At 73.3% G+C, this 25,611-nt stretch carries 17 protein-coding genes and 1 riboswitch; of the genes, 10 read left to right on the top strand and 7 right to left on the bottom strand.

All coding sequences use genetic code 11. The features are described from left to right. The first annotated feature begins 273 nt into the window (after window positions 1-273). Window positions 274-627, top strand: a complete 354-nt coding sequence (locus AB0411_RS31915) for a hypothetical protein (RefSeq protein WP_366420751.1) — start codon at window positions 274-276, stop codon at window positions 625-627. A 175-nt stretch (window positions 628-802) separates the two neighbouring features. Here the strand turns inward: AB0411_RS31915 and AB0411_RS31920 are convergent, their stop codons facing one another. Further along, a complete protein-coding gene (locus AB0411_RS31920) occupies window positions 803-1,939 on the bottom strand; it encodes a C40 family peptidase (RefSeq protein WP_366420752.1) in 1,137 nt (378 codons plus the stop codon). 8 nt (window positions 1,940-1,947) lie between these two features. Beyond that, window positions 1,948-2,131: riboswitch (cyclic di-AMP (ydaO/yuaA leader) on the bottom strand. A gap of 290 nt (window positions 2,132-2,421) precedes the next feature. Here AB0411_RS31920 and pcrA point away from each other — a divergent pair. Then, window positions 2,422-4,878: a DNA helicase PcrA gene (gene pcrA / locus AB0411_RS31925; RefSeq protein ID WP_366420753.1), complete on the top strand. Its 2,457-nt coding sequence runs from the start codon at window positions 2,422-2,424 to the stop codon at window positions 4,876-4,878. A 50-nt stretch (window positions 4,879-4,928) separates the two neighbouring features. Here the strand turns inward: pcrA and AB0411_RS31930 are convergent, their stop codons facing one another. Together AB0411_RS31930 and AB0411_RS31935 are read right to left on the bottom strand one after the other, a co-directional pair. After that, a complete protein-coding gene (locus AB0411_RS31930) occupies window positions 4,929-6,758 on the bottom strand; it encodes a M23 family metallopeptidase (RefSeq protein WP_366420754.1) in 1,830 nt (609 codons plus the stop codon). Between the two features lie 249 nt (window positions 6,759-7,007). Next, window positions 7,008-7,949: a lipase family alpha/beta hydrolase gene (locus AB0411_RS31935; protein WP_366420755.1), complete on the bottom strand. Its 942-nt coding sequence runs from the start codon at window positions 7,947-7,949 to the stop codon at window positions 7,008-7,010. A gap of 375 nt (window positions 7,950-8,324) precedes the next feature. Here AB0411_RS31935 and AB0411_RS31940 point away from each other — a divergent pair, with 375 nt between their 5' ends. Further along, window positions 8,325-8,783 carry a cobalamin B12-binding domain-containing protein gene (locus tag AB0411_RS31940; RefSeq protein WP_086719975.1) on the top strand — a complete coding sequence of 153 codons (459 nt, stop codon included), beginning with the start codon at window positions 8,325-8,327 and terminating at the stop codon, window positions 8,781-8,783. Window positions 8,784-8,911: 128 nt separating this feature from the next. Here AB0411_RS31940 and AB0411_RS31945 read toward each other — a convergent pair whose 3' ends face one another. Both AB0411_RS31945 and AB0411_RS31950 read right to left on the bottom strand, forming a co-directional pair. Further along, window positions 8,912-10,867 carry a DUF5691 domain-containing protein gene (locus tag AB0411_RS31945; protein WP_366420756.1) on the bottom strand — a complete coding sequence of 652 codons (1,956 nt, stop codon included), beginning with the start codon at window positions 10,865-10,867 and terminating at the stop codon, window positions 8,912-8,914. A gap of 80 nt (window positions 10,868-10,947) precedes the next feature. Beyond that, window positions 10,948-12,336 carry an SWIM zinc finger family protein gene (locus AB0411_RS31950; protein WP_366420757.1) on the bottom strand — a complete coding sequence of 463 codons (1,389 nt, stop codon included), beginning with the start codon at window positions 12,334-12,336 and terminating at the stop codon, window positions 10,948-10,950. A 169-nt stretch (window positions 12,337-12,505) separates the two neighbouring features. Here AB0411_RS31950 and AB0411_RS31955 point away from each other — a divergent pair, with 169 nt between their 5' ends. From AB0411_RS31955 to AB0411_RS31975, 5 genes are all read left to right on the top strand, one after another. Next, entirely contained in the window at window positions 12,506-13,660 is a 1,155-nt protein-coding gene (locus AB0411_RS31955; protein ID WP_366420758.1) for an ATP-binding protein, read from the top strand. Continuing rightward, the gene (locus AB0411_RS31960; protein WP_366420759.1) at window positions 13,657-16,302 is read left to right on the top strand and encodes a DUF5682 family protein; all 2,646 of its coding nucleotides are present in this window, start codon (window positions 13,657-13,659) and stop codon (window positions 16,300-16,302) included. Before AB0411_RS31955 ends, AB0411_RS31960 begins: the two co-directional genes overlap by 4 nt. Further along, window positions 16,299-17,723: a VWA domain-containing protein gene (locus AB0411_RS31965; RefSeq protein WP_366420760.1), complete on the top strand. Its 1,425-nt coding sequence runs from the start codon at window positions 16,299-16,301 to the stop codon at window positions 17,721-17,723. Before AB0411_RS31960 ends, AB0411_RS31965 begins: the two co-directional genes overlap by 4 nt. Before the next feature lie 134 nt (window positions 17,724-17,857). After that, complete coding sequence (locus AB0411_RS31970; protein WP_366420761.1) at window positions 17,858-18,733, top strand: hypothetical protein; 876 nt, start codon at window positions 17,858-17,860, stop codon at window positions 18,731-18,733. Between the two features lie 93 nt (window positions 18,734-18,826). Next, a complete protein-coding gene (locus AB0411_RS31975) occupies window positions 18,827-20,248 on the top strand; it encodes a hypothetical protein (protein WP_366420762.1) in 1,422 nt (473 codons plus the stop codon). 343 nt (window positions 20,249-20,591) lie between these two features. On the opposite strand, the gene AB0411_RS31980 is transcribed toward AB0411_RS31975, so the two are convergent. Then, window positions 20,592-21,473, bottom strand: a complete 882-nt coding sequence (locus AB0411_RS31980; RefSeq protein ID WP_366420763.1) for a peptidoglycan-binding protein — start codon at window positions 21,471-21,473, stop codon at window positions 20,592-20,594. A 912-nt stretch (window positions 21,474-22,385) separates the two neighbouring features. On the opposite strand from AB0411_RS31980, the gene sucC reads away from it, so the two are divergent. Continuing rightward, window positions 22,386-23,561, top strand: a complete 1,176-nt coding sequence (sucC, locus tag AB0411_RS31985) for an ADP-forming succinate--CoA ligase subunit beta (RefSeq protein WP_129294605.1) — start codon at window positions 22,386-22,388, stop codon at window positions 23,559-23,561. A gap of 20 nt (window positions 23,562-23,581) precedes the next feature. Continuing rightward, window positions 23,582-24,466: a succinate--CoA ligase subunit alpha gene (sucD, locus tag AB0411_RS31990; RefSeq protein WP_311624746.1), complete on the top strand. Its 885-nt coding sequence runs from the start codon at window positions 23,582-23,584 to the stop codon at window positions 24,464-24,466. A 131-nt stretch (window positions 24,467-24,597) separates the two neighbouring features. Here the strand turns inward: sucD and AB0411_RS31995 are convergent, their stop codons facing one another. Continuing rightward, complete coding sequence (locus AB0411_RS31995) at window positions 24,598-25,521, bottom strand: RNA polymerase sigma factor (RefSeq protein WP_366420764.1); 924 nt, start codon at window positions 25,519-25,521, stop codon at window positions 24,598-24,600. Window positions 25,522-25,611 lie beyond the last annotated feature (90 nt).

Genomic DNA, 25,611 nt, shown 5'->3' on the forward strand with positions numbered 1-25,611 from the left:
ACCGCCGCCGCACCTCTCGGCGGGGCGGCCGACAGGACGCCGGTGGGAGCCCGGCGAGGGCGGAGAGTCGGCCGCCTGGAGGAGGACGCTAAGCCTGTGGGTCGCGGCGATGAGTCCCCTTGCCCGGGATTGTTCGCTTTCGACCGTGGGTGGTGCCCGGTTGACCATGGCGCCGCGGTACCCCGGCCGGGAGCAGGTCCGGCCTGATCGAAGCGTCGATTGCGGGCGCCCTGCCGGAAGGGCCGTGCTATGCGGCGGCTACGATCCGACACTATGGACGTAGTAATCAATATCTTCGTCGGCCTGCACATCATCGGCATCGCCTCGCTGCTGGGCGGCTTCCTGACCCAGATGAAGGCGATGGGCGCGGGCACCGCCCGCTTCGTACCGGCGATGCTGCACGGCGCGCTGACGATGCTGGTCACCGGCATCGTGCTGGTCGGCCTCAACCAGGCCGAGGGCCACAGCCTCAACACCGTCAAGCTCGGCATCAAGATGGCCGTCCTGGTGGTCATCCTGGCGCTGGTCTACGTCAAGCGGGACGAGGAGAAGGTCGCGGCCCCGCTCTTCGGCGCGGTCGGCGGGCTGACGGTGGCCAACATCTTCATCGCCGTGCTCTGGACCTGAGCGCGGCGGCGGGCGGCCGGGAACCGGGTTCCGCACGCCGGGAGGGCGCCCCTCCACAGCACACCGCGCGGTCCTCGCCCTCCTCGTCGGATGGGCGGGGCCGCGCGGTGGCGTGTGGGGGGTGGCCGTGGGGGGTGGCCGTGGGGGGTGGTCCGGAGGGGCGCGGGGCCGGGGCTCAGCCCGGGCGGACGCTCCCGTAGATCGGCATGTAGTAGATCGACTCCTCCCGGACGTTGGCGCCCGGGTGCGGGGCGTGGATCATCTTGCCGCCGCCTATGTACATGCCGACGTGGCTGATGTCGTCGTAGAAGAAGACCAGGTCACCGGGCTTGAGGTCCTTGGTGGCGACCCGCTGGCCGACCTTGACCTGGTCCCAGGTGGTCCGCGGCAGGCTGACGCCGGCGGCCTTCCACGCGGCCTGGGTCAGCCCCGAGCAGTCGTAGGAGCTGGGCCCGGTCGCGCCCCAGACGTACGGCTTGCCCATCTGGGCGCGGGCGAAGGCGAGCGCCTTCTCGGCCTGGTTCGACGACGGTCCGGCGGACGAGCCGCCGTCGGTGCCGCCACCGCTCTGCCCGCCCCCGTCGTGCTGCTGCTGCCGCTCGCGCTCCTGCTGCTTGCGGGCCTCCTCCTCGGCCTTGCGCTTGGCCGCGGCCTCCTTCCGGCGCTCCAGCTCCGCCAGCCGCGCCTTCTCCTGGGCGGTCAGCCGGGACAGCAGCTGCCGGGCCTCGGCCAGCTTCGCCTGGACGGACTGCTTGGACTCCTTGAGGGAGGCCTGCGAGGTCTGCAGCCGCTCCAGGCTGCGGGTCGCCTCCGCCCGCTGCCGGGCTGCCGCCGCCTGCTGCTCCTGGTAGTCGGAGACGGCCTGCTTCTGCCGGCCGGTCAGCCGCTCCATGAGGTGGCTGCGGTCGAAGAACTGCTGCGGGTCCTTGGCGAGCATCAGCTGCGCCGTCGGGTTCATGCCGCCGGTGCGGTACTGCGCCGAGGCGAAGGTGCCCAGCCGCCGCCGGGACTCGTTCATCGCCTCGGCCCGCTTGGCGGCGCCGTCGAGCAGCTTGTCGACGGTGTGGCGCTGGGTCTCGGCGTGCTCCTTGGCGGCGTTGTACTTCTGGGTGGCCACCTCGGCCTGGCGGTAGAGGCCGTCGACCTTCTGCTTGACCTCTTCGATGGTGGGCTTGGGCGCCCGGGGGGCGGCGTCGGCGGACTGCGAGAGCAGCGTGGCCGAGGCGAGGGCGGCGGTGGTGAGCCCGACCGCCGTTCGTCGTCCTCCGGGCGAGGTGAGAATGCTGGTGCGCGGCTTGCGATGCGACGCCAAGGCCGGCGACTCCTTCCGTGGACCGCCTACCGGGTTAGCTGTCGGGTTCGGGCGGTGTCGCTGACGGAAGGCTTGCCCTACGGTCCGGATGTCCGCTGGCGACGGCTGTCCGGATCGATTCACCCCGGTGGTGCTGGTGGGTCCCCGGCTCCGGGTGCCTGTGGGCAGCGCCGGACTCGGCGTGGGCGGCCCGTGCGGACGCTGTCGTCCACGGGGAGGCGGGCTGCCTGAGCGAGGACGTTAGCCAACTCGTGTGGCTCCTGTGAAGGCTGATGTTCGATATGCCCGAAACCTTTTCGTGACCTGAACGCGATGCGGGGGTTGTTGTGGCAGATGTCGGTTTCGGGTAGACGAGCCGCCGACCGGTCCGCGCTCCTCCCGGCCGCCTGACCTGCCGCGGTGCCACGGCCCGTCCCCGAAGCGGCCGGCAATGGGCGACTCAGCGGCGGGCTGTCAGTGCGGCGGCCTAGACTCGGTGGGCGATGAGCAGCCTCTTTGACGACAGCTTCCTGGCGGACCTCGGCCACAAGGACGAGGGGGAGCACCCGCCGCCCCCCGAGGACGAGCACGGCCCGGCCCCGGAGGAGATCCCCGCCGACCTCTTCGGCGGGAGGTTCGACGCGCCCCCGCCCAGAGAGGCGTACTACCGCGACGGCGCCGCCCGCCCCGCCATCGACCCGGCGGCGCTGCTGGAGGGGCTCAACGACGAGCAGAAGGCCGCCGTGGTGCACACCGGCGGCCCGCTGCTGATCGTCGCCGGCGCCGGCTCCGGCAAGACCCGGGTGCTCACCCACCGCATCGCTCATCTGCTGGCCGAGCGCCATGTCCACCCCGGCCAGATCCTCGCGATCACGTTCACGAACAAGGCCGCGGGCGAGATGAAGGAGCGCGTCGAGGAGCTCGTCGGCCCGCGCGCCAACGCCATGTGGGTCTCCACCTTCCACAGCGCCTGCGTCCGCATCCTGCGCCGCGAATCCAAGAAGCTGGGCTTCACCTCCTCCTTCTCGATCTACGACGCCGCCGACTCCAAGCGCCTGATGGCCCTGGTCTGCCGCGACCTCGACCTGGACCCCAAGCGCTACCCGCCCAAGTCCTTCAGCGCGAAGATCTCCAACCTCAAGAACGAGCTCATCGACGAGGAGACCTTCGCGGGTACCGCCGCCGACGGTTTCGAGAAGACGCTCGCCGAGGCGTATGCGATGTACCAGGCCCGGCTGCGCGAGGCCAACGCCCTGGACTTCGACGACATCATCATGACCACGGTCAATCTGCTCCAGGCCTTCCCGGACGTCTCCGAGCACTACCGCCGCCGCTTCCGCCACGTCCTCGTCGACGAGTACCAGGACACCAACCACGCCCAGTACACCCTCGTCCGCGAGCTGGTCGGCCCCGCCGAATCCGCCGCCGAGCTGTGCGTCGTCGGCGACGCCGACCAGTCGATCTACGCCTTCCGCGGCGCCACGATCCGCAACATCCTCCAGTTCGAGGAGGACTACCCGGACGCGACGACGATCCTGCTGGAGCAGAACTACCGCTCCTCGCAGACGATCCTGTCCGCCGCCAACGCCGTCATCGAGCGCAACGAGAACCGCCGCCCCAAGAACCTCTGGACGGAAGCCGGCGCCGGCCCCAGGATCACCGGCTATGTCGCCGACACCGAGCACGACGAGGCGCAGTTCGTCGCAGACGAGATCGACCGGCTGACGGACGCCGGCGACGCCAAGGCCGGCGACGTCGCGGTCTTCTACCGCACCAACGCCCAGTCCCGTGTCTTCGAAGAGATCTTCATCCGGGTCGGGCTGCCCTACAAGGTCGTCGGCGGGGTGCGCTTCTACGAGCGCAAGGAGGTCCGCGACGTCCTCGCCTACCTCCGGGTGCTCGCCAACCCCGAGGACACCGTCCCGCTCCGCCGCATCCTGAACGTCCCCAAGCGCGGCATCGGCGACCGTGCCGAGGCGATGATCGACGCCCTGTCGGCGCGCGAGAAGATCACCTTCCCGCAGGCGCTGCGCCGGGTCGACGAGGCGTACGGCATGGCGGCCCGCTCCGCCAACGCCGTCAAGCGCTTCAACGTCCTCATGGAGGAGCTGCGCACCATCGTCGAGTCCGGCGCCGGCCCCGCCACGATCCTGGAAGCCGTCCTGGAGCGCACGGGCTACCTCGCCGAACTCCAGGCCTCCACCGACCCGCAGGACGAGACCCGGATCGAGAACCTCCAGGAACTCGCCGCCGTGGCCCTGGAGTTCGAGCAGGACCGCGGGGAGGAGAATCCGGGCACCCTCTCCGACTTCCTGGAGCAGGTCGCGCTGGTCGCCGACTCCGACCAGATCCCGGACGAGGACGAGGAGGGCAGCGGCGTGATCACGCTGATGACGCTGCACACCGCCAAGGGCCTGGAGTTCCCCGTCGTCTTCCTGACCGGCCTGGAGGACGGCGTCTTCCCGCACATGCGCTCGCTGGGCCAGACCAAGGAGCTGGAGGAGGAGCGCCGGCTCGCCTATGTGGGCATCACCCGCGCCCGCGAGCGGCTCTACGTCACCCGCTCGACGATGCGCAGCGCCTGGGGCCAGCCCTCGTACAACCCGCCCTCCCGCTTCCTGGAGGAGATCCCGGCCGACTACGTGGAGTGGAAGCGCACGGGCCAGGCGACGCCCTCCGCGTCCATGGGCGGCCTGTCGGCGGGCGGCGGAGGCGGCGGCTTCGGCTCCGCCCTGTCGTCGTCGCGCGCCAAAGGACCGAGCGGCTTCGCGACCCGCCGCGCCGGCGACCGCCAGGTGGTCTCCCTGGCCGTCGGCGACCGCGTCACCCACGACAGCTTCGGGCTGGGCACGGTCGTCGGCGTCAAGGGCAGCGGCGACAACGCCGAGGCGACGATCGACTTCGGCGGCGAGAAGCCGAAGCGGCTACTGCTGCGGTACGCGCCGGTGGAGAAGCTGTAACGGCCGCGCGGGCCGGGTGACGGGCTCCGTCACCCGGCGGGCGGCGGCGGTCAGTTCGGGTTGAGGCCGTGGTCGCGCAGCCAGGGCTGCGGGTCGACCGCCGCGCCGCCGCCGGGGCGCACCTCGAAGTGGAGGTGCGGTCCCGTGGAGTTGCCGGAGTTGCCCGAATAGGCGATCTGGTCCCCGGCCTTGACCGACCCGGAACGGATCTTGGTGCTGCTCAGGTGGCAGTACCAGGTCTCGGTGCCGTCGGGCGCCGTCACGATCGCCATGTTCCCGTAGGCGGAGTTCCACTGGGTGCGGATGGTGCCGTCGGTGGCGGACATGACCGGAGTGCCGTAGCTGACCGGGAAGTCGATGCCGGTGTGCACGGACATCCAGTTCACCCCGGCCTGGCCGAAGGTGGCGCTCAGCCCGTGCTGGGTGACCGGCAGCACGAACTTGGGGCGGGCGGCCTCCTTGCGGGCCGCCTCCTCCGCCTTGCGCTTGCGCTCCAGCGCCTGGCGCTGCTTGAGGTCGATCCGCTCCTGGGTGCGGCTGGCGCGGTCGCGGAAGTCGTCGGCGCTGGCGCTGAGTCCGGCGAGCTGGGTGTCGAGCTTGTTGTTGGCCGCCGACGGTTTGACGGCTCCCGGGTCGGGCGCGGCCTGGGCGGTCGCGTCGCCCTTGTCGTCGCCGGTGAATCCGGTGACGGCGGCGGCGGCCACGGCGCACACGCCCATGGCGGCGACCGAGGGGACGGCGACGGTCAGCAGCGCCGACCGCTTCACCGGGCGCTTGCGGCCCCGGCCGCGGACGGCCTTGCCGGCGTCCGGCCCGGCGACCCGCCGCCCGGCGGGGGCCGCGGGGGTGACCGGCATGGCCTGCGTCATGGCCTCCGCCACGGCGGCGGCCTCGCCGTCCCCGGCGCCGGCGGCGTTGTCGAAGCCGCCGGTGTGGCCGAAGTGGCCGCCCTCGTCGGGGGAGTCGCCGTCGGTCCCGGGCCGGCCGGCCTCGAAAACGTCGGTGTCGAACTGCTCGCTGTCGTGCCGGCCGCCGTCGTGCCGGTCGGTGTCGGCGTGCGGGGTGTCGCCCCACGAAGCGGTGTCCCACAGGACGGTGTCCTCGGGCGGCGGGCCGGCCTGGGCCGGGATACCGGCGATGAGGTTCCGGTCCGTGGTCGTCCAGATCGCCGTGGCCTCGTGGTCGGCGGCCTCCTGGAGCGCGGTGGCCTGCTGGCCGCCGGTGTCGAAGGCGCCGGCGGTGTCGTACCCGACGGCGGCGTAACTCCCGGTGTCGTACGTGCCGGTGGGGTAGCTCCCGGTGTCGTACCCGCCGTGGCCGTAGGCGGTGGCTTCGTAGGCGGCCGTCTCGTACGCGGCCGCCGTGTCGTATCCGTGGGAGGCGTAGGCGGTCGCGTCCTGCGCCGGGGGCTCGTACGCGGTGTGCGCGTAGGGGTCGTAGCCCGCGGCGGCCGCGTGCGGGTCGGCGGCGGGGTAGGCGCCGCTGTCGTAGGCACCGGTCTCATAGGCGCCGGTGTCCCACTGCGCCGAGGCGTAGCCGCCGGTGTCGTAGGTGCCGGTGCCGTAGCCGGCGGAGTCGTACGCCCCCGTGTCGTACGCGCCGGTGTGGAAGGTGCCCGTGCCGTAGGCGCTCATGCCGTAGGCACCCGCGCCGTGCGTCCCGGTGTCGTACATCCCGGTGCCATAGGCGCCGGTGTCGTACATGCCGGTTTCGTACGAGCCGGGGAGCGAGCCGAAGAGCGGGTCGCCGTCGCCGTATTCGGCGCTGCCCGAGGGGGATTGCTGCTGCCCGTAGGTGTCGTAGGCCGGATAATGCGCATACGAGGCGTCGGAAGTGGATCCGGTCGGGAGCGGGGCCCCCGATGGGTGACGGTCGTTCACCAACTTCTCTTTCGCCTCGGCAGCAGGAGAATTAGCGGCGACTGTACCCGGCGGTACGCGGCGGCGACAATCTTCAACAGGTTTTGGGCTCGGCGAGACCGGGCATTTGGCCGCCTTTCGGCAGTCCCCATGCGAGCTCTTGGCACCCCGTTCGACGTTTGTTCGACAATGCGCCACGATCGGAACGGTCCCGCGGCGTCGTTCCGGCGGTGCGCGGGACCATGATCGGGCCGTCGTTCCGTGGCGGAGTCAGGCCACCGATATGACGTCCGCCGCTCCTTCCGCCGGATCCGCCGAGGCCAGCGCGTCGCGTATGCCCGCGGCGACGGTGCCGTTGACCGGCAGGGCGAGATGTCCGACACCGGCGACATGCACATTGAACGCATGCAAATCCGGGTGATTGATTCTGGCCGTAGTGGGGGGAACCATCACCCGGTCCTCCTCGCTCCAGAAAGCGACAAAGTGCGTCCGGCAATGCGGTGCCGGAAGCGACAACTCCGCAATCACGTCGGAATCCGGCCGCATCTGGCGGACGATCGGGTGCGCCGACATCAGGGGCGCGATGCCCGTGCCGGAGTGCGGGGTCCCGAGCGTGATCACCGTACGGACGCGGGCGTCGCCGCCGAGCCGCTGCACGTAATAACGGGCGATGAGACCGCCCAGGCTGTGGCCCACGATGTCCACCCGGCGGTGACCGGTCCGGGCGCAGACTTCCTCCACATGCCGGCGCAGCAGCTCGGCCGCCTTGCGCAGATCACAGGTCAGCGGGGAGTAGTTGAGCGCCTCGACATGACGCCAGCCGTGCCGGTGCAGCGAGCGGCGCAGCAGCAGGAAGACGGAGCGGTTGTCGATGAAGCCGTGGAGCAGGAGGACCGGTGGATGGGCCCGGCCCTCGGTCGGCAGCATCGACGGCGCGCCGGGCGCGGACGGCATGGACGGCACGGACTGCGGCGCCGGGTGCCCTTCCGGGGGGCCGGTCGCGGGGTGCGGGGCGGCCCCCGGTGCGGGGCGCTCCTGGGAGATGCCGGTGGGGTAGAGGAGGAGATGACCGGCGAGCACCGCCAGCTCCACGACCGTGCTGCGCACGAGCAGGGAAGAGGCACGGGTGGGGAGCCGGCGGGCGCGCCGGAGCGGCTCGGTGAAGAGGCGCGCGAACACCAGGGGTGCGGAGAGAAAGGGCAGGGCCTGCATGGCCGACCTCCCGAACGGCACGCGGGAGGCGGCTTCGACCCCCGTATGCCCTCGTGGGAAGCCATGCGCAGCGACGGCGGACATGCGGCGTGCCCGCCCTGATGCGCGCCCGGCGGCGCGGTGGCCCGGCTGCGACTCCCCGAGCGCCCGCCCCGCGCGTACGGATCCGCCCGGCCATGGCGTCACGACACGCGGAACACGGCGCGTAGCGAACGTGTCCCGTGTGTGATTTCCCCCTCCCCGGATGTCACGAAACGGCTGGGTACGGGATGCTGGCGATAACGTTCGTTCACGCTCGTGGCCGCCGGATCGCGGTCGCGCGATCGATTGTCGGCTCGGCGGCACCACAGTGCCGTGCATGGCTTGGAGGCAGTGATGAGTGTGGCTCGGCACGACGGAGCGCAAGCGGGGAACCAGGGCGCGGCGGGCAGGTCGGGTCCGATCCGTGTGGTCGTGGCCAAGCCGGGCCTGGACGGGCACGACCGGGGCGCCAAGGTCATCGCGCGGGCGCTGCGCGACGCCGGTATGGAGGTGATCTACACCGGGCTGCACCAGACCCCGGAGCAGATCGTCGACACCGCGATCCAGGAGGACGCCGACGCGATCGGCCTGTCCATCCTCTCCGGCGCGCACAACACCCTCTTCGCGAAGGTCATCGCCCTGTTGGAGGAGCGCGACGCGGCGGATATCAAGGTCTTCGGCGGCGGCATCATCCCCGAGGCCGACATCCCCCCGCTCAAGGCGCAGGGCGTCGCGGAGATCTTCACGCCGGGCGCGACGACGGCCTCGATCGTGGAGTGGGTCAACGCGAACGTCCGCTCGCTGGCGGTCTGAGGCATCCGGGACGCCTGAGACCGGCGCCGCGGCCGGCGGCGGCGCCGACGCCGGTGGGTCGGCTGCGGGAGCGGCCGGGGTGCGGGTCGGGCGTCTCCTCATGAGGCGGGCGGTCATGAGGCGGGCGGTCATGGGGCCAGGGGCTGTCGGGTGGTGCGGGGATGGGTAGCGGCCGCGCCGATGGCCTCACCGACTGCCCCGGCCCCGGCCCCGGCCCCAGCCCCGGCCTCGGCTTCGGTGTCGGTAGCGGTGCCCGCGTGGGCGTCGGCGGGGTCGGCAACCGGGCCGTGGAGGTCCGGGGCGTCCGGGCTGTGGTGGCCGGTGGGTGGTGGGGCGGCGAGTTCCGCGTGCATGGTGGCGCGCAGGCGCAGGGTGCCGACCAGGCGCTGGAACGCCTCTGCCCAGTAGCCGCCGGAGCCCGGTGAGGCGCCCTCGGGCTCGTCCGTGACGGCGGTGAGCATGTCGAGACGGTCCGCCGCGGCCGGGTCCAGGCAGCGTTCGGCCAGGCCCATCACCCCGCTGAAGCTCCAGGGGTAGCTGCCCGCGTCCCGGGCGATGTCCAGCGCGTCGACGACGGCGTCGCCCAGTGGCTCGGCCCAGGGGACCGCGCACACGCCGAGCATCCGGAACGCCTCCGACAGGCCGTGGGCCGCGATGAACTCCGCCACCCACCCGGCCCGTTCGGCATCCGGCAGCACCGTCAGCAGCTTCGTCAGGTCCCGCGACGAGCCGGCCGGTGCGACCTCGGCGGCCTGGGACGGTGCGCCCGGCGCGCCCAGCAGCGCCCGCGCCCAGTCGGCGTGGTGCTGGCGCACGGCGGCGCGGCACCAGGCGTCGTGCAGTTCCGTCCGCCAGTCGTCGCCCACCGGGAGTGCGACGATCGCCGCGGCGTCGCGGCCCCCGAACCGGTCGTACCAGCCGTCCAGCGGTGCCGCCTCCACCAACTGGCCCAGCCACCAGGACCGTTCGCCGCGTCCGGCGGGCGGTTTGGGTGCGACGCCGTCCCGCTGCATGCCCGCATCGCACTCGTGGGGAGCCTCCACGGTGATCGCCGGCGCACCCGCCGTACGGTCCGGGCCGACGCAGGTGTGCGCACGCTGTGCCATCCGGGCCGCGAGGGCGGACCCGGGGAGTGTGGAGAGCAGCTCGGCGGCCGTGGCGCGGACGTTGCGGCTGCGGTCGGACAGCGCCTGTTCGAGGAAGGGCTCATCGGCCGCGGAGAGGCCCTCGCGCAGCGAGTCGAGGAACATCAGACGGTCCTCGGCCCGTTCCGTGGACCAGGTCGTGGACAGCAGTGCCAGGCCGGTCCGCGGGTCCTGGCGGCGCAGCGCGGTCAGCAGCGCGACCCGCTCGGCGAACAGGCCCTCCTCCCACTGGCGTTGCACGCCGGCGGGGTCCTCGTCATCCGGGAGCCCGGCCGGGCCGCCGATCCCCCGGAGGGCGAACTTCCACTCGGCGTTGAGCCGGGACAGCCACAGGGCGCGCGGCCCCGCCAGCGCCAGCGCGGCGGGCCGCAGGTCCGTACGGGCACGGGCGGCGTCGAGGAGCGCGGGCAGCAGAGCCTCCGGGGCGCGGTAGCCGTACGCACCGGCGGCGGCCAGCCATTGGGGGAGCAGCTCGGTGAGGTCGGGGGCGGTGCCGCGGCGGCTGCCGCCTCCGGTGCCGCGGTCGGCGAGCAGCAGGGACAGCCGGCGGCGCGCGGCGGGCGGCAACGGGGGCCGCGGGTCCGCGGGGGCCGGGGCGGGGCGCTCACCGGCGGGTGCGGGGCGGAGCGCGGCGCGCCGGCGCACCGTGCTCACCGCGGCCGCGTCGAGCAGTGCGGCCGCGGCGCCCTGCCCGGAGCGCACCGCCACCGGCGGCGTCCGCCGCTCGGTCCCGAGGAGCGCGGCGCTCACGAGCTCGTCCCAGGGAGCCGGGGAGGTCGGGGCGGCCAGGGCAGTCGGGGTCGCCGCGGCAGTCGAGCCGGCCGGAGCGGGAGGAACGGGAGCAGTGGGGACGGAAGTGGCGGGAGCGGTCGGGTCGGTGGGGCCGGCGGGCGTGGGTGACGTACGCGTGGGTGACGTGGGCGTGGTGGTGGTCGTCATGCCCTTCCTCCGGGTTTCGGTGGTGGACGGCGTGCGCGGGTGGCGGGAGGTCGTGGCCGGCGGGGCGGCGGGGTCCCGGGTCACAGGGACACCGGGGACGGGTCCCATACGGTCAGCGGCAGGAAGCCGCGGTGGCCGCATTCGCCGAAGACCGTGATCGGCGCGCCGCCCGATATGGCGGCCAGCTGCCACAGGCCCGTACGGCCCAGGCAGCGCGGATCCAGCGGGAGCGCCGACTCGCCGTCCGCGTCGGCCAGTTGCCAGCTCTCGCCGTCGGGGCCCGGGACCGGGGTGACCTCGGAGAGCACCACCGGCCAGGAGTCCAGCCACGGGTCGTCGCGCAGCGCGTCGCCGTACGCGGCCAGGGCGGCATCGACGCCGCAGCCGGGCGGTACGGCCCCCGGGGCCGCCGGGGCGTGCCGCTCGCCCAGGACGGCGCGCAGCGGGCGGGCGCCCGGGTAGTAGGCGAGGTCCGCATCGAGCAGTAGACCGGGCGGCAGGGCCAGGTCCAGAGGGCGGTTGGCGGCGCCGAAGGAGAGGTGCAGCGCCATCCGGCCGGTCCGCTCGCCGCGCAGGAAGATCTTGCGGGTGATCAGCCTGCCGTCGTCGGTGTCCTGCTGGGCGAGCACCAGCCAGCGGTCCCGGACCGTGCTCGCCTCGGGGCCGGCCAGCAGATCCGCCGCTTCCGTGGTCAGCCCGACGCGCGAGCGGACCGTTGCCGCCAGGGGCGCCGGCAGCCGTTCGATACCGAGGAACCCCTGGTCGAGGAGGTGCAGCAGGGCGCACTCCTCCAGCAGCCGGGCCGGCCAGTGGGGACCGGAGGCCACCGCCGACCCCAGCTCCCGTACGCGCGAGGCGAGCCCGGGCGCCTGGGCGTCGACCATACGGGCGGCCGTCTCGTCCCAGGAGCCCCCGGGGCCGCCGCCCGGCCGGGAGAGTCCGCCGTCTGCGTGGCCGGCGGCGGCCAGGCCGGACTGCAGCAGGTCCTCCAGGCGCTGCTCCAGCTCCGTCGCACCGGCGCCGATCCGCTGCATCCGGCGCTCCGCCCGCCGCTTCGCCGCCTCCGGGTCGGCCGGCGTGCGCGCCGCGCCGCCGCCCGAGGCCGGGCCGGCGGAGCGTTCTTCGCGCGCACGGCGTCCCGCCAGCCACTCGCCCGCCCACTGCGCCGGTTCCCCCGCCGCCACCTCCGGGCCGCCGCCCGCCCAGAGCAGCAGCAGCCCCAGCGCGTGCTTGCACGGGAACTTGCGGCTCGGGCAACTGCACTTGAAGGCGGGACCGTTGAGATCCACGACCGTTTGATACGGCTTCTTGCCGCTGCCCTTGCACTGTCCCCACACCGCGCTCGCGTCCGCGCCCGATTCCGACCACGGTCCCGGCGCCGCGAGCTTGCCGCCCGCCTTGCGCGAAGCCTCGTCAGGCGCCAGTGCGAGCACCTGATCCGTCGTCCAGCGTTCCCCCTGCGGATTCATGTCATCGACGCTACGACGCCCCACTGACAATCGTCGTCGGCGGTGGTGAACTCGCAGCTCAGGATGGGTTTTTCGGGGGATTGTCAGTGGCGTGGTGCAGGCTTGTCCACGCAAGCGGCCGCAGGGATTTCGCCGGTCCCGGCCGCATACGTTGCGACGAGGGGGAACCATGTCCGAGAAGAGCTTCACGACGACGGACGACGAGATCGATCCGAGCGGTGGGACGACGCCGCACGCCGCGGGCGCCGAGGCGCTGCGGCCGCACGCCGAGGACAGTTTCGCGGACGAGCTGAAGGCCCTCGCGGCGGCCGACGACCGGCCGCGGCCCGAGCGCTGGCGGCTCTCGCCGTGGGCGGTCGCGACCTACCTCCTCGGCGGCACGCTCGCGGACGGCACGGTCATCACACCCAAGTACGTCGGCCCGCGCCGCATCGTCGAGGTCGCCGTGACGACCCTCGCGACGGACCGCGCCCTGCTCCTGCTCGGTGTGCCCGGCACCGCGAAGACGTGGGTGTCCGAGCACCTGGCGGCGGCCGTCAGCGGCGACTCCACCCTGCTCGTCCAGGGCACGGCCGGCACTCCCGAAGAGGCGATCCGCTACGGCTGGAACTACGCCCAGCTGCTCGCGAACGGCCCCAGTCGCGAGGCACTGGTGCCCAGTCCGGTGATGCGCGCGATGGCACAGGGCATGACCGCGCGTGTCGAGGAACTGACCCGCATCCCCGCCGACGTCCAGGACACCCTCATCACGGTGCTGTCCGAAAAGACCCTGCCCATCCCGGAGTTGGGGCAGGAGGTGCAGGCCGTCCGCGGGTTCAATCTGATCGCCACCGCCAATGACCGCGACCGCGGGGTCAACGAGCTCTCCAGCGCCCTGCGCCGCCGCTTCAACACCGTGGTCCTGCCGCTGCCCGCGACCCCGGACGAAGAGGTCGACATCGTCTCGCGCCGGGTCGAGCAGATCGGACGCTCGCTGGACCTCCCGGCCGGGCCGGAGGGGCTGGACGAGATCCGCCGCGTCGTCACGGTCTTCCGCGAGCTGCGGGCCGGGCTCACCTCCGACGGCCGCACCAAGCTCAAGTCGCCCTCCGGCACCCTCTCCACGGCCGAGGCCATCTCGGTGGTGACCAACGGGCTGGCGCTGGCCACCCACTTCGGTGACGGGGTGCTGCGCTCCGGGGACGTGGCCGCGGGCATCCTGGGAGCCGTGGTCCGCGATCCGGCGGCGGACCGGGTCGTATGGCAGGAGTACCTCGAAACCGTGGTGCGCGAGCGCGACGGCTGGAAGGACTTCTACCGTGCCTGCCGTGAGGTGAGCGCATGACCGGGCCGGTGCTGCTCGGGGTGCGGCATCACGGCCCCGGCTCGGCGCGGGCGGTGCGCGCCGCCCTCGACCAGTGCACGCCGGACGCGGTCCTGATCGAGGGGCCACCGGAGGCGGACGCGCTGGTGCCGCTGGCCGCCCGGGAGGACATGCGCCCGCCCGTCGCCCTGCTCGCCCATGCGCAGGACGACCCCGGCCGGGCGGCGTTCTGGCCGCTGGCCGAGTTCTCCCCGGAGTGGGTGGCGATGCGCTGGGCGCTGGAGCGCGGCGTCCCCGTCCGCTTCATCGACCTGCCCGCGGCGCACTCCTTGGCGACGGAGGAGAAGGACGACGGGAAGGGCAACGCGGCTGAGACGGAGGGGAAGGGACCAGGGGGAGCCGCGGGAGCTGCGGGAGCAGGGGGAGCGACGGGAGAAGACGAGAGGGCGGCCGATGCGGGACCGGTGACCGGTGAGGGGCCGGGCGGCGGGCGCCCGGGCGTCGGGCCTTCGGACGACGGGCCTCCGGCTGCCGGTCAGGAGCGGGACGCGGTTCCTGAAGCGGTTCCCGACGAGGCCGATGTGCGGGTCGATCCGATCCGGGTGCTGGCCGAGACGGCCGGGTACGACGATCCCGAGCGCTGGTGGGAGGACGTCGTCGAACACCGCGGGGGCGGGGCCGGAAGGGGGTCCGGGGCCGATGCGCTGGCCCCGTTCGCGGCGCTGGCCGAGGCCATGGGCGCGCTGCGCGAGGCGTACGGCGACGGCGGCCATGACCGTGACCCGGTGCGCGAGGCCCATATGCGGCTGCGACTGCGGGCCGCCCGGCGGGAGTTCGGGGACGGCATCGCCGTGGTGTGCGGCGCCTGGCACGTACCCGCCCTGGCGCGGCGCACCACCATGGCCGCCGACCGGCAGCTCCTCAAGGGCCTGCCGAAGGTGAAGGTGGCGGTGACCTGGGTGCCCTGGACGCACCGGCGGCTCTCCCGCCACAGCGGCTACGGCGCCGGCATCGCCTCACCGGGCTGGTACGGCCATCTCTTCAGCGTCCCCGACCGCCCCGTGGAACGCTGGCTGACCAAGGTCGCCGGGCTGCTCCGGGAGGAGGACTACGCCGTCTCGTCGGCGCATGTCATCGAAGCGGTGCGGCTCGCCGAGGGCCTGGCCACGGTACGCGGCCGCCCGCTGGCCGGGCTGACCGAACTCGACGACGCGGTCCGGGCCGTCATGGGGGACGGCACCGACGCGCCGTCCTCGCTGATCCACGACCGGCTGGTGGTGGGCGAGGTGCTGGGCGAGGTCCCGGAGGACGCCCCCGCGGTGCCCCTGCAACGGGACATCGCCCGCAGCCAGCGTACGCTGCGGCTCAAACCCGAGGCCCGGGAACGGGAACTGGAGCTGGACCTGCGCAAGGAGACCGACGCCGGCCGCAGCCGCCTGCTGCACCGCCTCCGGCTGCTCGGCATCCCCTGGGGCGAGCTGTGCCACTCCCGCGGCAGCACCGGCACCTTCCGGGAGACCTGGCGGCTGTGCTGGGAGCCCGAGCTCTCGGTGCGGGTCGCGGAGGCCGGCATCTGGGGCACGACCGTACGGGCGGCCGCCACGGCCAAGGCCGCGTCCGAGGCGTCGGAGGCGGCCGCGCTCGCCGAGGTCACGGCGCTCGCCGAGCACTGCCTGCTGGCCGAACTCCCCGACGCCCTCATGGTGGTGATGCGGGCACTGTCGGACCGCGCCGCACTCGACGCGGACGTGGGGCACCTCGCCCAGGCGCTGCCCGCCCTCGTCCGGTCCGTGCGCTACGGCGATGTGCGCGGCACGGACGCCGCGGCGCTGCGCGAGGTGGCGACGGGCCTGGCCGAGCGGGTCTTCGTCGGACTGCCGCCCGCCTGCCCGGGCCTGGACGCCGACGGAGCCGCCGAGATGCGCGGCCATCTCGATGCCACCCACCAGGCGGTCGGCCTCCTCGGCCGGCCGGAGACCGGGCAGCGGTCCGGACGCCAGGACCTGCGGACGCGGTGGACCGGGGTGCTGCGGGCGGTGAGCGCACGCGACGCCGTACCGGGCCTGATCCGCGGACGGGCGGCCAGACTCCTGCTGGACGAGGGGGAGTCGGGTGACGGGGGAGCCGAGCGCCTGATGGGGCTCGCCCTCTCGCCGGGCACCCCGCCCACCGATGCCGCCGGCTGGATCGAGGGGTTCGTCGGCGGCGGGGACGGCGGCATGCTGCTGGTCCATGACGAACGGCTGCTGGCGCTGGTCGACGGCTGGCTGACCGGGGTGCCGGACGCCGCGTTCACGGACGTCCTGCCGCTGCTGCGCCGGACCTTCGCGGAGTACGAAACCGGCGTGCGGCGCAGCCTCGGGGAACTCGTCCGCCGCAGCCCCGCGGCCCCCTCCGGCCACCCGGCCGGCGACCCGACGGACGCCGCCGCGCCCGGTTTCGGCCCCGGCCTGGACCGCGACCGCGCCGCCGCCGTCCTGCCCACCCTGCGCATGCTCCTGGGCATCGGGGCGCACGGCTTCGACGACGAGCCGGCCGCAGCGCCGGGCAACGCACCGGCCACCGCACCCCATTGCGCCGGCGGCGAGCCCGGCAACGCGCCGCATGACGCACACCCGGACACCATCCGACCGGCCGACGACCTCACGGGGGCACGGACATGACCCGCACGACACCGGACCCGACGGCACCGCACACGACCTCCGCCCCGGCGACGGCCCCCCATACGGCCCCCCATACGGCCTCCGTCCCGGCCACCACCGCCCCGGCGACGGCCACTCACACGGCCTCCGTCCCGGCCACCGCAGCCCGCACGGCCTCCGCCCCGGTGACCCCTGCGACCACCACCCCTGCGACCACCGCCGCGGACTCCACCCCCGCAACCACCCCTACGCCGTCCTCCACCCCCGCACCCACACCCACCTCCGAAGCCGAGCGGTTGCGGCGTTGGCGGCTGGTGCTCGGTGGGGGTGGGGCGGACGGTACGGGGTGTGAACTGCGGGGACGGGACGCGGCGATGGACGGGGCGCTGGCCTCGCTCTACGGCCGGGAGAAGGGCAACGGCGGCAACGGTCCCGGCGGCCGGCGGTCGGCGGGGCTCGGGGCCTCGGCGCCCGGGGTGGCCCGCTGGCTCGGCGACATCCGTACGTACTTCCCGTCCTCCGTGGTGCAGGTGATGCAGCGGGACGCCATCGACCGGCTGGGGCTGTCCGCGCTGCTGCTGGAGCCGGAGATGCTGGCGGCCGTCGAGGCGGACGTGCACCTGGTGGGCACCCTGCTCTCGCTCAACAAGGTCATGCCGGAGACCACCAAGGAGACCGCCCGCGCCGTCGTCCGCAAGGTCGTCGAGCAGCTGGAGAAGAAGCTGGCGCAGCGCACCCGCGCCACCCTCACCGGCGCCCTGGACCGCTCCGCCCGGATCAGCCGGCCGCGCCATCGCGACATCGACTGGGACCGCACGATCCGGGCGAACCTCAAGAACTACCTCCCGGAGTACCGCACGGTCGTGCCCGAGCGGCTGATCGGCTACGGCCGCGCGGCGCAGTCGGTGAAGAAGGACGTGGTGCTCTGCATCGACCAGTCCGGTTCGATGGCCGCCTCGGTCGTCTACGCCTCGGTGTTCGGCGCGGTGCTCGCCTCCATGCGGGCCCTCGACACCCGGCTCGTCGTCTTCGACACCGCGGTCGTCGACCTGACGGACCAACTGGACGACCCCGTCGATGTCCTCTTCGGCACCCAGCTCGGCGGCGGCACGGACATCAACCGTGCGCTCGCTTACTGCCAGTCCCGCATCACCCGCCCCACCGAGACCGTCGTCGTCCTCATCAGCGACCTCTACGAGGGCGGCATCCGGGACGAGATGCTCAAGCGGGTCGCGGCGATGAAGGCGTCCGGAGTGCAGTTCGTGACGCTGCTCGCCCTCTCCGACGAGGGGGCGCCCGCCTACGACCGGGACCATGCGGCGGCCCTCGCGGCCCTGGGCGCACCGGCGTTCGCCTGCACCCCGGACCTGTTTCCCGACGTGATGGCGGCCGCGATCGAGAAACGGCCGCTGCCCATACCGGACATGGCGGAGCAACGGTGACAGGACCCCCGGCGGGACTTGCGCGGCACCTGGCACCTCGTGCAAGGATCAGGCCATCGCTCGATCGCCCGCGACGCGCGTGACGCCGAGGCCGCATGGCCCGGCTGTCCCCGTCCGTAGGGGAAGGTCCCTCCGTGTCTGCTGTGTTCGTCCTGCCTGCCGCCGTGCGCCTGCCGCGCACGGTGGCCGCGCGGCGTGCGCTGCTGGCCGGGCTCTTCCTCGTGGGCTTCGTCGCCCTCGGCTTCGCCTTCGGTCCCGGCGCCCATGCCGCCGACCGCACGCGGAGTGCGGACCTGACCGGGGCGACCGCCCCGGCCAAGGCCGCGGCCGAGGCGTCCTCCCCGGACCGGGCCGCCACCCGGGACGGGGCGGCGACCCGCCTGCGCAGCTCCGGGTCCGCCCTCGAACAGCAGGGTGAGGCGTCCGGAGAGAAGCTCGCCGAGCGCACCCACGACGCGTCCGACGCGGTGGCGAAGGCCGTACGGCCCGCCGCGGAGCAGGCCGCTCCGGTCACCGGCCGGATCACCGAGCCGGTGAGCCGTGTCGTCCGGGAGGTCGGGGACTCGGCAGGCGCCGCGCTGCCCGTGCACCTGCCGTCCGGTGCGGGCACCGCACGCCCCGGAGACGGCGGGACGCATCACCACGGCCGTACGCCGGGCGACGCGCACAAGGCCGGCCGGCACACCGCCGACCAGGCTGCCGACGCGTCCGCCGTCCAGTCGTCGCACCTCGCCGGCGGCCTGCCCGAGCCGGCCGCCGAGCACCCCTCGGCCGCCGTCCACGAGCAGCACGCCCCGGGCCGCGACGGCCTTCCGGGCCCGTGCCCGCAGGCCCCGATGGCGCCTGCCTCGCACACCGCCGGTGACGGCCACGGTCCCCGTGCCGGGGACCAGCACGCCGCCTCCCCGGCGGACTCCCTGCGCTTCCGGCTGCTGCCCGGTGGCGTCCGCACGGCCGATGGCGCTCCGACGCGTCGGCGTGCCGAAGACATCCTCGAATTCCCGGGCTAGGGCAGACCGCTCCGCGTCTGTAACTGACCTGCCGCGCGGGGGCGGGACAGGTCTGCCCTTTCACCCCTCCTGAATTCGAAGGACTTCACCTCCATGCGCTCCAACATCCGCCGTTCCATCGTCGTTGCCGCTGCCGCCACCGGGCTGTGGGCCCTCGGCTCCGTCGCCGCCAACGCCGCCGAACTGCCCGTCGGTTCGGACCTGCCGGCCACCGGGACGGTCACCGACACCGCCGAGCAGCTGCCCGCCGGTGACGTGGCCGGCACCGTGACGAAGACGGCGAAGTCCGTCACCACGACCGCCAAGGAGACGGCGGGCAAGGCCACCGGCGCCCTCGGCGGCGACGTGTCCACCCAGGAGCTGCCCACCGGCAAGCTCCCGCAGGTCGGCGACGTGACCGGTGCGGTGGACGGCGTGCAGAAGCTGGCCCACGGTGCCGGCCTGCCGAAGACCGGTGAGGTGCAGAAGGCCGCCGGCCTGAAGAAGGCCAAGAAGGCCGTCAAGACCGTCAAGAAGGCCACGAAGGCCGCGGACCTCGGCACGGCCGGCCGCCTCACGAACGGCACGCTGCCCGCCGTTCCGTCGCTGCCCGCCACCCCGGGCGTCCCCTCCGCCCACCTCCCCGGCGGCCTGCCCACCACCCCGGCGCTGCCCAAGGCCCCCGCGCTGCCCAAGGCTCCGGGCTCGGTCGACAACCTGCTCGCCGGTCTCGCCGGTGCGGGCATCCGCCCCGAGCAGCTGACGAAGCAGGCGCAGGGTGCCCTGGCCACCGCCCGTCCGGTCGTGGACCAGGCGGCCTCCGACGTGCTGCCGCCCGTCGCCCGCCGGGTCGTCGTGAAGGTCGTGCCGGTCGCGCAGGGCGCGGTCGGCGGTGCCGGTCACCTCGCGGGTGACGCGGCCGGCCAGGCGACCCCGTTCGTGCTCACGGTCGGCGGCCAGGCGCAGCTGTTCGTGCAGGGTGCCGCCGCCGACGCGGTGCCGTTCGCCCAGGGTGTGGCCGCCGACGCGGTGCCGTTCGTGCAGGGCAAGGCGACCGACGCGGTGGCCTTCGCCGGGGGCGCCGCCGCCGACGCCACCCCGTTCGCGCAGGGCCTGACCGCCGTCGTGGCGACCGACGCCCAGGGCACCGCCGGCAAGGCCGTCGCCGGAGTGCGGGGCCTGGCCCCGGTCAAGTCCGTCCCGGCAGTCCCGGCCGTGCCCGCCGTTCCGGCCGTGCCCGCCGTTCCGGCCGTGCCCGCGGTTCCGGCCAACGTGACGGACGCGGTTCCGGCTGTGCCCGCCGTGCCGGCCCACGTGACGGACGCGGTCCCGGCCGTGCCCGCCGTGCCGGCCAACGTGACGGACGCCGTCCCGGCCGTTCCCGCCGTCCCGGCCCACCTGACCGACGCCGTCCCGGCCCACCTGGCCGACGCCGTTGCCGTCCCGGCCGTGCCCGCCAACCTGGCCGACCTGACCAACGCCGCCAACATCCCGGCGCTGCCGGCCCTCCCGGCCCTGCCGGTCCAGGCGGTCTGAGGCCTCAGGCCGACACCACCGGTTCATCGGCCGCGGCGGCGGCCGGTGCCGGAACACCCATGAACAGCCGGGCGGTCCTCTGTGGGGGAGGACCGCCCGGCCTTGGTGTTTTCCGGGCCATGGGTGCGGAGCAGCGTCCGCGTCGAGGCGAATCCGTACCGCGTCCGTGCCGGCGGTTCGGCCAACGCCGCGTACGGGCCACGGCCCCGCCCGCACCGTGTCCGCGCCGCAGTGCCGCCTGGCGCGAGCCCCATGCCGCCCGGCGCGAGCCCCTTGCCGGGCACCAGGAGCCCCATGCCGGGCGCCACGAGCCCCACGCCCTACCTCAACCCGGCACCACCACCTACGACTTGGGCACCCGCAAGCGGTCCCAGCTGACCTTCCCCGGCACCCCGTCCGCGTCGTTGCCGTGGAAGCCGAGCTTGCGCTGCCAGGCCGCGTACGACTTCCGGTCCGCCTCGGTCCACTCCGGGCCGGGGCCGACGTCGTAATGGCTGCAGCCCTCGGCCACCAGCCGCTCGCCCATCGCCGTGATCACCGGACTGCGGGCCCCGGTCCGGAAGAAGCCGTGGCCGGGGAACGGTTCGTACGCCGGCTGCTGCGGTTCCGGCGAGCCCTCCGCCGGCTTCGCCAGCCGCTTCTTGATCCGGCCCCGCAGGTCGTTCATCCCGACGCCGGCGCCCCGCGGATCGACCTTCCCCGGCTGCCATTCGAGGTGCCCGATCACCGAGCGTTCGCTCCAGCCGTGCGCCCGGCAGATCGCGGCCGCGGCCTTCTCCATGGCGACCTGCTGCTCCGTGGGCCAAGGGTCCTTGCCGTCGCCGAGGTTGATGCATTCGAAGCCGTAGAAGTAGCGGTTGCCGTCGGTGTCCGCGGCGTTGTCCGGCGGCAGCGGCGCATCCTCGTTGATCACCGCGCGCAGGACGTCGGCGTCACCGAGCCCGGCGTGGTTGGCGCGGCCGTTGCCGACGAGATGGATCTCGCCCGCTTTGTCGATCACGCCGTGGCACAGCGGCCCGGGCAGGTCGGAACGCCCGTCGTAACACAGGTTCACCGAGCTGTCGGTGCCCTGGGTGGCGGTGTGATGCAGCATCACGCCGTGCATCGGGCCCCAGGGGCCCTTGGAGTTCCGGTTGTGCTCGCGCCAGTCGCGGACCTCGTGGACCACCAGGCCCTCGTCGCGCAGCGCCGCGATCAGCTTGCTCGCGGTCAGGGGAGTGGCCATCGGCCCGTACCTCCTACGTCGACCGCGGCGTCGGCCGCCGCGGTGGTCTGTGCCCTGCTCGGCGCCGGACCCGCCGCGCCGTACACCGCTCCCGGCGCCGGGTGAGAGGGGGACCGGGGAACGAGAAAGGGGGAGCGGGACGAAGCCGGAAGTGCCTGAAGTGGGTGTGACTCCTGGTGCGTGTGTACCCGTAGATGCTCAAGACAGTGTCTGTAGCGGGAAGTTGAAGGGTCAAGGGGTCCTTCCGGTCCGCCCGCGGAGGCCCGGTGGGTGCGGGCCGAGGCGCCGCCCCCTGGATTCCGGTGCCCCACGATTCCGGCACGCCCTACGGATCCCCGCGTCCCCGCGTCCCCGGATTCCCGTGACCCCATGGATTCCCCTGCCCTTACGGATTCCCGCGCCACCGGAACCGGAATCGCCGGAGGCGGGGCGCACAGGGCGTACCGGGAGGAGGTCGCGGAGGATGCGCGACGTGAGCCCGCCCGCCGAGTGACAACGGGGCCGCGGCGCGGCGGGGTCCTCGCCCGGCGGGGCCGCCGGCCCACGGGCGCACGCACCGACGGCCCCCGCCGGGCACCGGCCGCAACCGCCCCCGCGCCGCCGAAGTCCCCCCGGACAATCCCGCCCCCGGCAATCCGGCTCACGGCAAACGGCCGACGACATGCAGAAATCGCGAGAAGGCGTAACTTGACCAAAAGATCTGTGATGGTAATCACCGCCGGAGTGTGATCTGCGATTTAGGGCCGCACGTCCTGCGGCGATAACCTGCGAGACGGACATGCCGCGTATCCGGTCACCGTGTACGCCTCCCTCAGTGACAGCGCCGTCACGTTGCCCTTCGCGGCACGCCCATCGCAGACGAACGAACCGCGATCACTACGGCGATTCTGAGAAGACAAGGGACGGACGCGCGTGGACCTGTTCGAGTACCAGGCGAGGGACCTCTTCGCCAAGCACGGTGTACCGGTGCTGGCCGGTGAAGTCATCGACACGCCTGAGGCGGCGCGCGAGGCGACCCAGCGGCTGGGCGGCAAGTCGGTCGTCAAGGCGCAGGTGAAGGTCGGTGGCCGCGGCAAGGCCGGCGGCGTGAAGCTGGCCACCAGTGAGGACGACGCGGTCGAGAAGGCCGGTCAGATCCTGGGCATGGACATCAAGGGCCACACGGTCCACAAGGTGATGATCGCCGAGACCGCTCCGGAGATCGCCGAGGAGTACTACGTCTCGTACCTCCTCGACCGCACCAACCGCACCTTCCTGGCCATGGCCTCCGTCGCCGGCGGCATGGACATCGAGGAGGTCGCGGCGACCCGCCCCGACGAGCTCGCGAAGGTCCCGGTCGACGCCAACGAGGGCGTCACGATCGAGAAGGCCCGCGAGATCGTCGCCCAGGCGAAGTTCCCGGCCGAGGTCGCCGAGAAGGTCGCCGACGTCATGGTGACGCTGTGGAAGACCTTCGTCGCCGAGGACGCGCTCCTCGTCGAGGTCAACCCGCTCGCCAAGGTCGCCAGCGGCGAGGTCATCGCCCTCGACGGCAAGGTGTCCCTGGACGAGAACGCCGAGTTCCGCCAGCCGGAGCACGAGGCCCTCGAGGACAAGGACGCGGCCAACCCGCTCGAGGCCGCTGCCAAGGCCAAGGGCCTGAACTACGTCAAGCTCGACGGCCAGGTCGGCATCATCGGCAACGGCGCGGGTCTCGTCATGAGCACCCTGGACGTCGTCGCCTACGCCGGCGAGAAGCACAGCAACGTCAAGCCCGCCAACTTCCTCGACATCGGCGGCGGCGCCTCCGCCGAGGTCATGGCGAACGGCCTGGAGATCATCCTCGGCGACCCGGACGTCAAGTCCGTGTTCGTCAACGTCTTCGGTGGCATCACCGCGTGCGACGAGGTCGCCAACGGCATCGTCCAGGCCCTGGAGCTGCTCAAGTCCAAGGGCGAGGACGTCAACAAGCCCCTGGTCGTGCGCCTCGACGGCAACAACGCGGAGCTCGGTCGCGAGATCCTGTCGAAGGCCAACCACCCGCTGGTGCAGCGCGTGGACACCATGGACGGCGCGGCCGACAAGGCCGCCGAGCTGGCTGCTAAGTAAAGGACGAGGACACAACAACCATGGCTATCTTCCTGACCAAGGAAAGCAAGGTCATCGTCCAGGGCATGACCGGTGCCACTGGCATGAAGCACACCAAGCTGATGCTCGGTGACGGCACCAACATCGTCGGCGGTGTGAACCCGCGCAAGGCCGGCACCAGCGTCGACTTCGACGGCACCGACGTGCCCGTCTTCGGCTCCGTCGCCGAGGCGATGGAGAAGACCGGCGCCGACGTGTCCGTCCTCTTCGTGCCGCCGGCCTTCGCCAAGGCCGCCGTCGTCGAGGCGATCGACGCCGAGATCCCGCTGGCCGTCGTGATCACCGAGGGCATCGCGGTGCACGACTCCGCCGCCTTCTGGGCGTACGCGAAGTCCAAGGGCAACAAGACCCGGATCATCGGCCCGAACTGCCCCGGCCTGATCACCCCCGGCCAGTCCAACGCCGGCATCATCCCGGGCGACATCACCAAGCCCGGCCGCATCGGTCTGGTGTCGAAGTCCGGCACGCTGACCTACCAGATGATGTACGAGCTGCGTGACATCGGCTTCTCCTCGGCCGTCGGCATCGGTGGCGACCCGGTCATCGGCACCACGCACATCGACGCCCTCCAGGCGTTCGAGGCGGACCCCGACACCGACCTGATCGTGATGATCGGTGAGATCGGCGGCGACGCCGAGGAGCGTGCGGCCGACTTCATCAAGGCCAACGTCTCCAAGCCGGTCGTCGGCTACGTCGCGGGCTTCACCGCGCCCGAGGGCAAGACCATGGGCCACGCCGGCGCCATCGTCTCCGGCTCCTCCGGCACCGCCCAGGCGAAGAAGGAGGCCCTGGAGGCCGCCGGCGTCAAGGTCGGCAAGACCCCGTCGGAGACCGCGCGGCTGGCCCGCGAGATCCTCGGCGGCTGACTGCCTCCCGGCGCCCGCGCCGAAGGGGACGTGTCCCGTCCCTGACGGCCGTCGCCGTCGACACCGCCGGACCCGCGCCCTCGTGGCGCCAGGGTCCGGCGGTGCGCGTTGTGGGGGCGGGCCCGGCCCGCCTACCTGACCTCGGGCGACAGGCGGGCCTCGCGGAGCCGCTTGTGTACGGCGGCAGTGCCGTGCTTCTTGAGGTTCGTCTTCTCGGCGCTCGTCTTCCTGACGTCCGTCTTCTTGGCGCTCGTCTTCCTGACGTCCGTCTTCTCGAGGTCCTTGTGGACGCCGCGGCGCCCGGACGGGGAGACGCGGATCTGGGGCGCGGTCGCCAGGGGCTTGTGCGGCGACGGCGTGTAGTGGTCCGGCGTCGCGACCATCATCACCAGCAGCACCAGCACGAACGCTCCGGCCAGCCCGAACCCCGCCCGCGTGGCCCGCAGACCGCTGCGTTCGGCGTCGCTCCGTACGCGCTCCGCGGGGGTGGGCGTCACCTGCTGCGCGGCCGTCAGCGCGGTGAACCGGGTTCGCAGCAGCTCCCCCTGACGCACCGGCGGATGCCCGTCGAGCCCCAGCTCCGGCAGCCGCCCCGCGATCCGCTCGCGCGCATGGGTCAGCCGCCCGGCCGCGGCCGGCGTACTCGCCTCGATCTCCGCGGCGGTCTCGTAGAGCCCCAGCCCGACCCCGTCGTGCAGCAGCAGCGCCCGCCGGTAGGGCGCGGGCAGGCTCAGCAGCGCGAGGAGCAGCGCCCGGTCCGCGGGGTCGCCGGTCTGTGCGAACTGCCGCGGCGTGCGGGCGGTCCGCAGCCCCGGGCACAGCCGGTGCCACGGCTTCAGCGCGTACTCGTAGGCGGCCGCCCGCACCCACCCGGCCGGATCGGGGTCCACCGCGACCTGCGGCCAGCGCTGCCAGGCCAGCCGGAAGCCCTGCTCCACGGCCCGCCGGGCGAGCCACGGCCGCCCGGTGAGCAGGTAGGTCTGCCGCATCAGCGCTGCTGCGTGCCGGGTGTGGAGGTCGTCGAAGGCGGCGGCGGCCTGCTCGCGCTGGGTCATACACAGCAGTGTGGAAAACCGCGTCACGGGATCCGGCGCGACACGTCGGGCATTTCGCCAGTGCGGGGATGAAACGTCAGTTATTGGCAG

The sequence above is a fragment of the Streptomyces angustmyceticus genome, assembly GCF_040701845.1.
GTDB classification, from domain to species: domain Bacteria; phylum Actinomycetota; class Actinomycetes; order Streptomycetales; family Streptomycetaceae; genus Streptomyces; species Streptomyces angustmyceticus_A.

Bases quoted from the DNA above. Each gene is read 5' to 3' on its own strand.
- AB0411_RS31915 (WP_366420751.1), top strand. From the start codon at position 274: ATGGACGTAGTAATCAATATCTTCGTCGGCCTGCACATCATCGGCATC.
- pcrA (WP_366420753.1), top strand. From the start codon at position 2,422: ATGAGCAGCCTCTTTGACGACAGCTTCCTGGCGGACCTCGGCCACAAG.
- AB0411_RS31935 (WP_366420755.1), bottom strand. From the start codon at position 7,949: ATGCAGGCCCTGCCCTTTCTCTCCGCACCCCTGGTGTTCGCGCGCCTC.
- AB0411_RS31940 (WP_086719975.1), top strand. From the start codon at position 8,325: ATGAGTGTGGCTCGGCACGACGGAGCGCAAGCGGGGAACCAGGGCGCG.
- AB0411_RS31945 (WP_366420756.1), bottom strand. From the start codon at position 10,867: ATGACGACCACCACCACGCCCACGTCACCCACGCGTACGTCACCCACG.
- AB0411_RS31950 (WP_366420757.1), bottom strand. From the start codon at position 12,336: ATGAATCCGCAGGGGGAACGCTGGACGACGGATCAGGTGCTCGCACTG.
- AB0411_RS31955 (WP_366420758.1), top strand. From the start codon at position 12,506: ATGTCCGAGAAGAGCTTCACGACGACGGACGACGAGATCGATCCGAGC.
- AB0411_RS31960 (WP_366420759.1), top strand. From the start codon at position 13,657: ATGACCGGGCCGGTGCTGCTCGGGGTGCGGCATCACGGCCCCGGCTCG.
- AB0411_RS31965 (WP_366420760.1), top strand. From the start codon at position 16,299: ATGACCCGCACGACACCGGACCCGACGGCACCGCACACGACCTCCGCC.
- AB0411_RS31975 (WP_366420762.1), top strand. From the start codon at position 18,827: ATGCGCTCCAACATCCGCCGTTCCATCGTCGTTGCCGCTGCCGCCACC.
- AB0411_RS31980 (WP_366420763.1), bottom strand. From the start codon at position 21,473: ATGGCCACTCCCCTGACCGCGAGCAAGCTGATCGCGGCGCTGCGCGAC.
- sucD (WP_311624746.1), top strand. From the start codon at position 23,582: ATGGCTATCTTCCTGACCAAGGAAAGCAAGGTCATCGTCCAGGGCATG.
- AB0411_RS31995 (WP_366420764.1), bottom strand. From the start codon at position 25,521: ATGACCCAGCGCGAGCAGGCCGCCGCCGCCTTCGACGACCTCCACACC.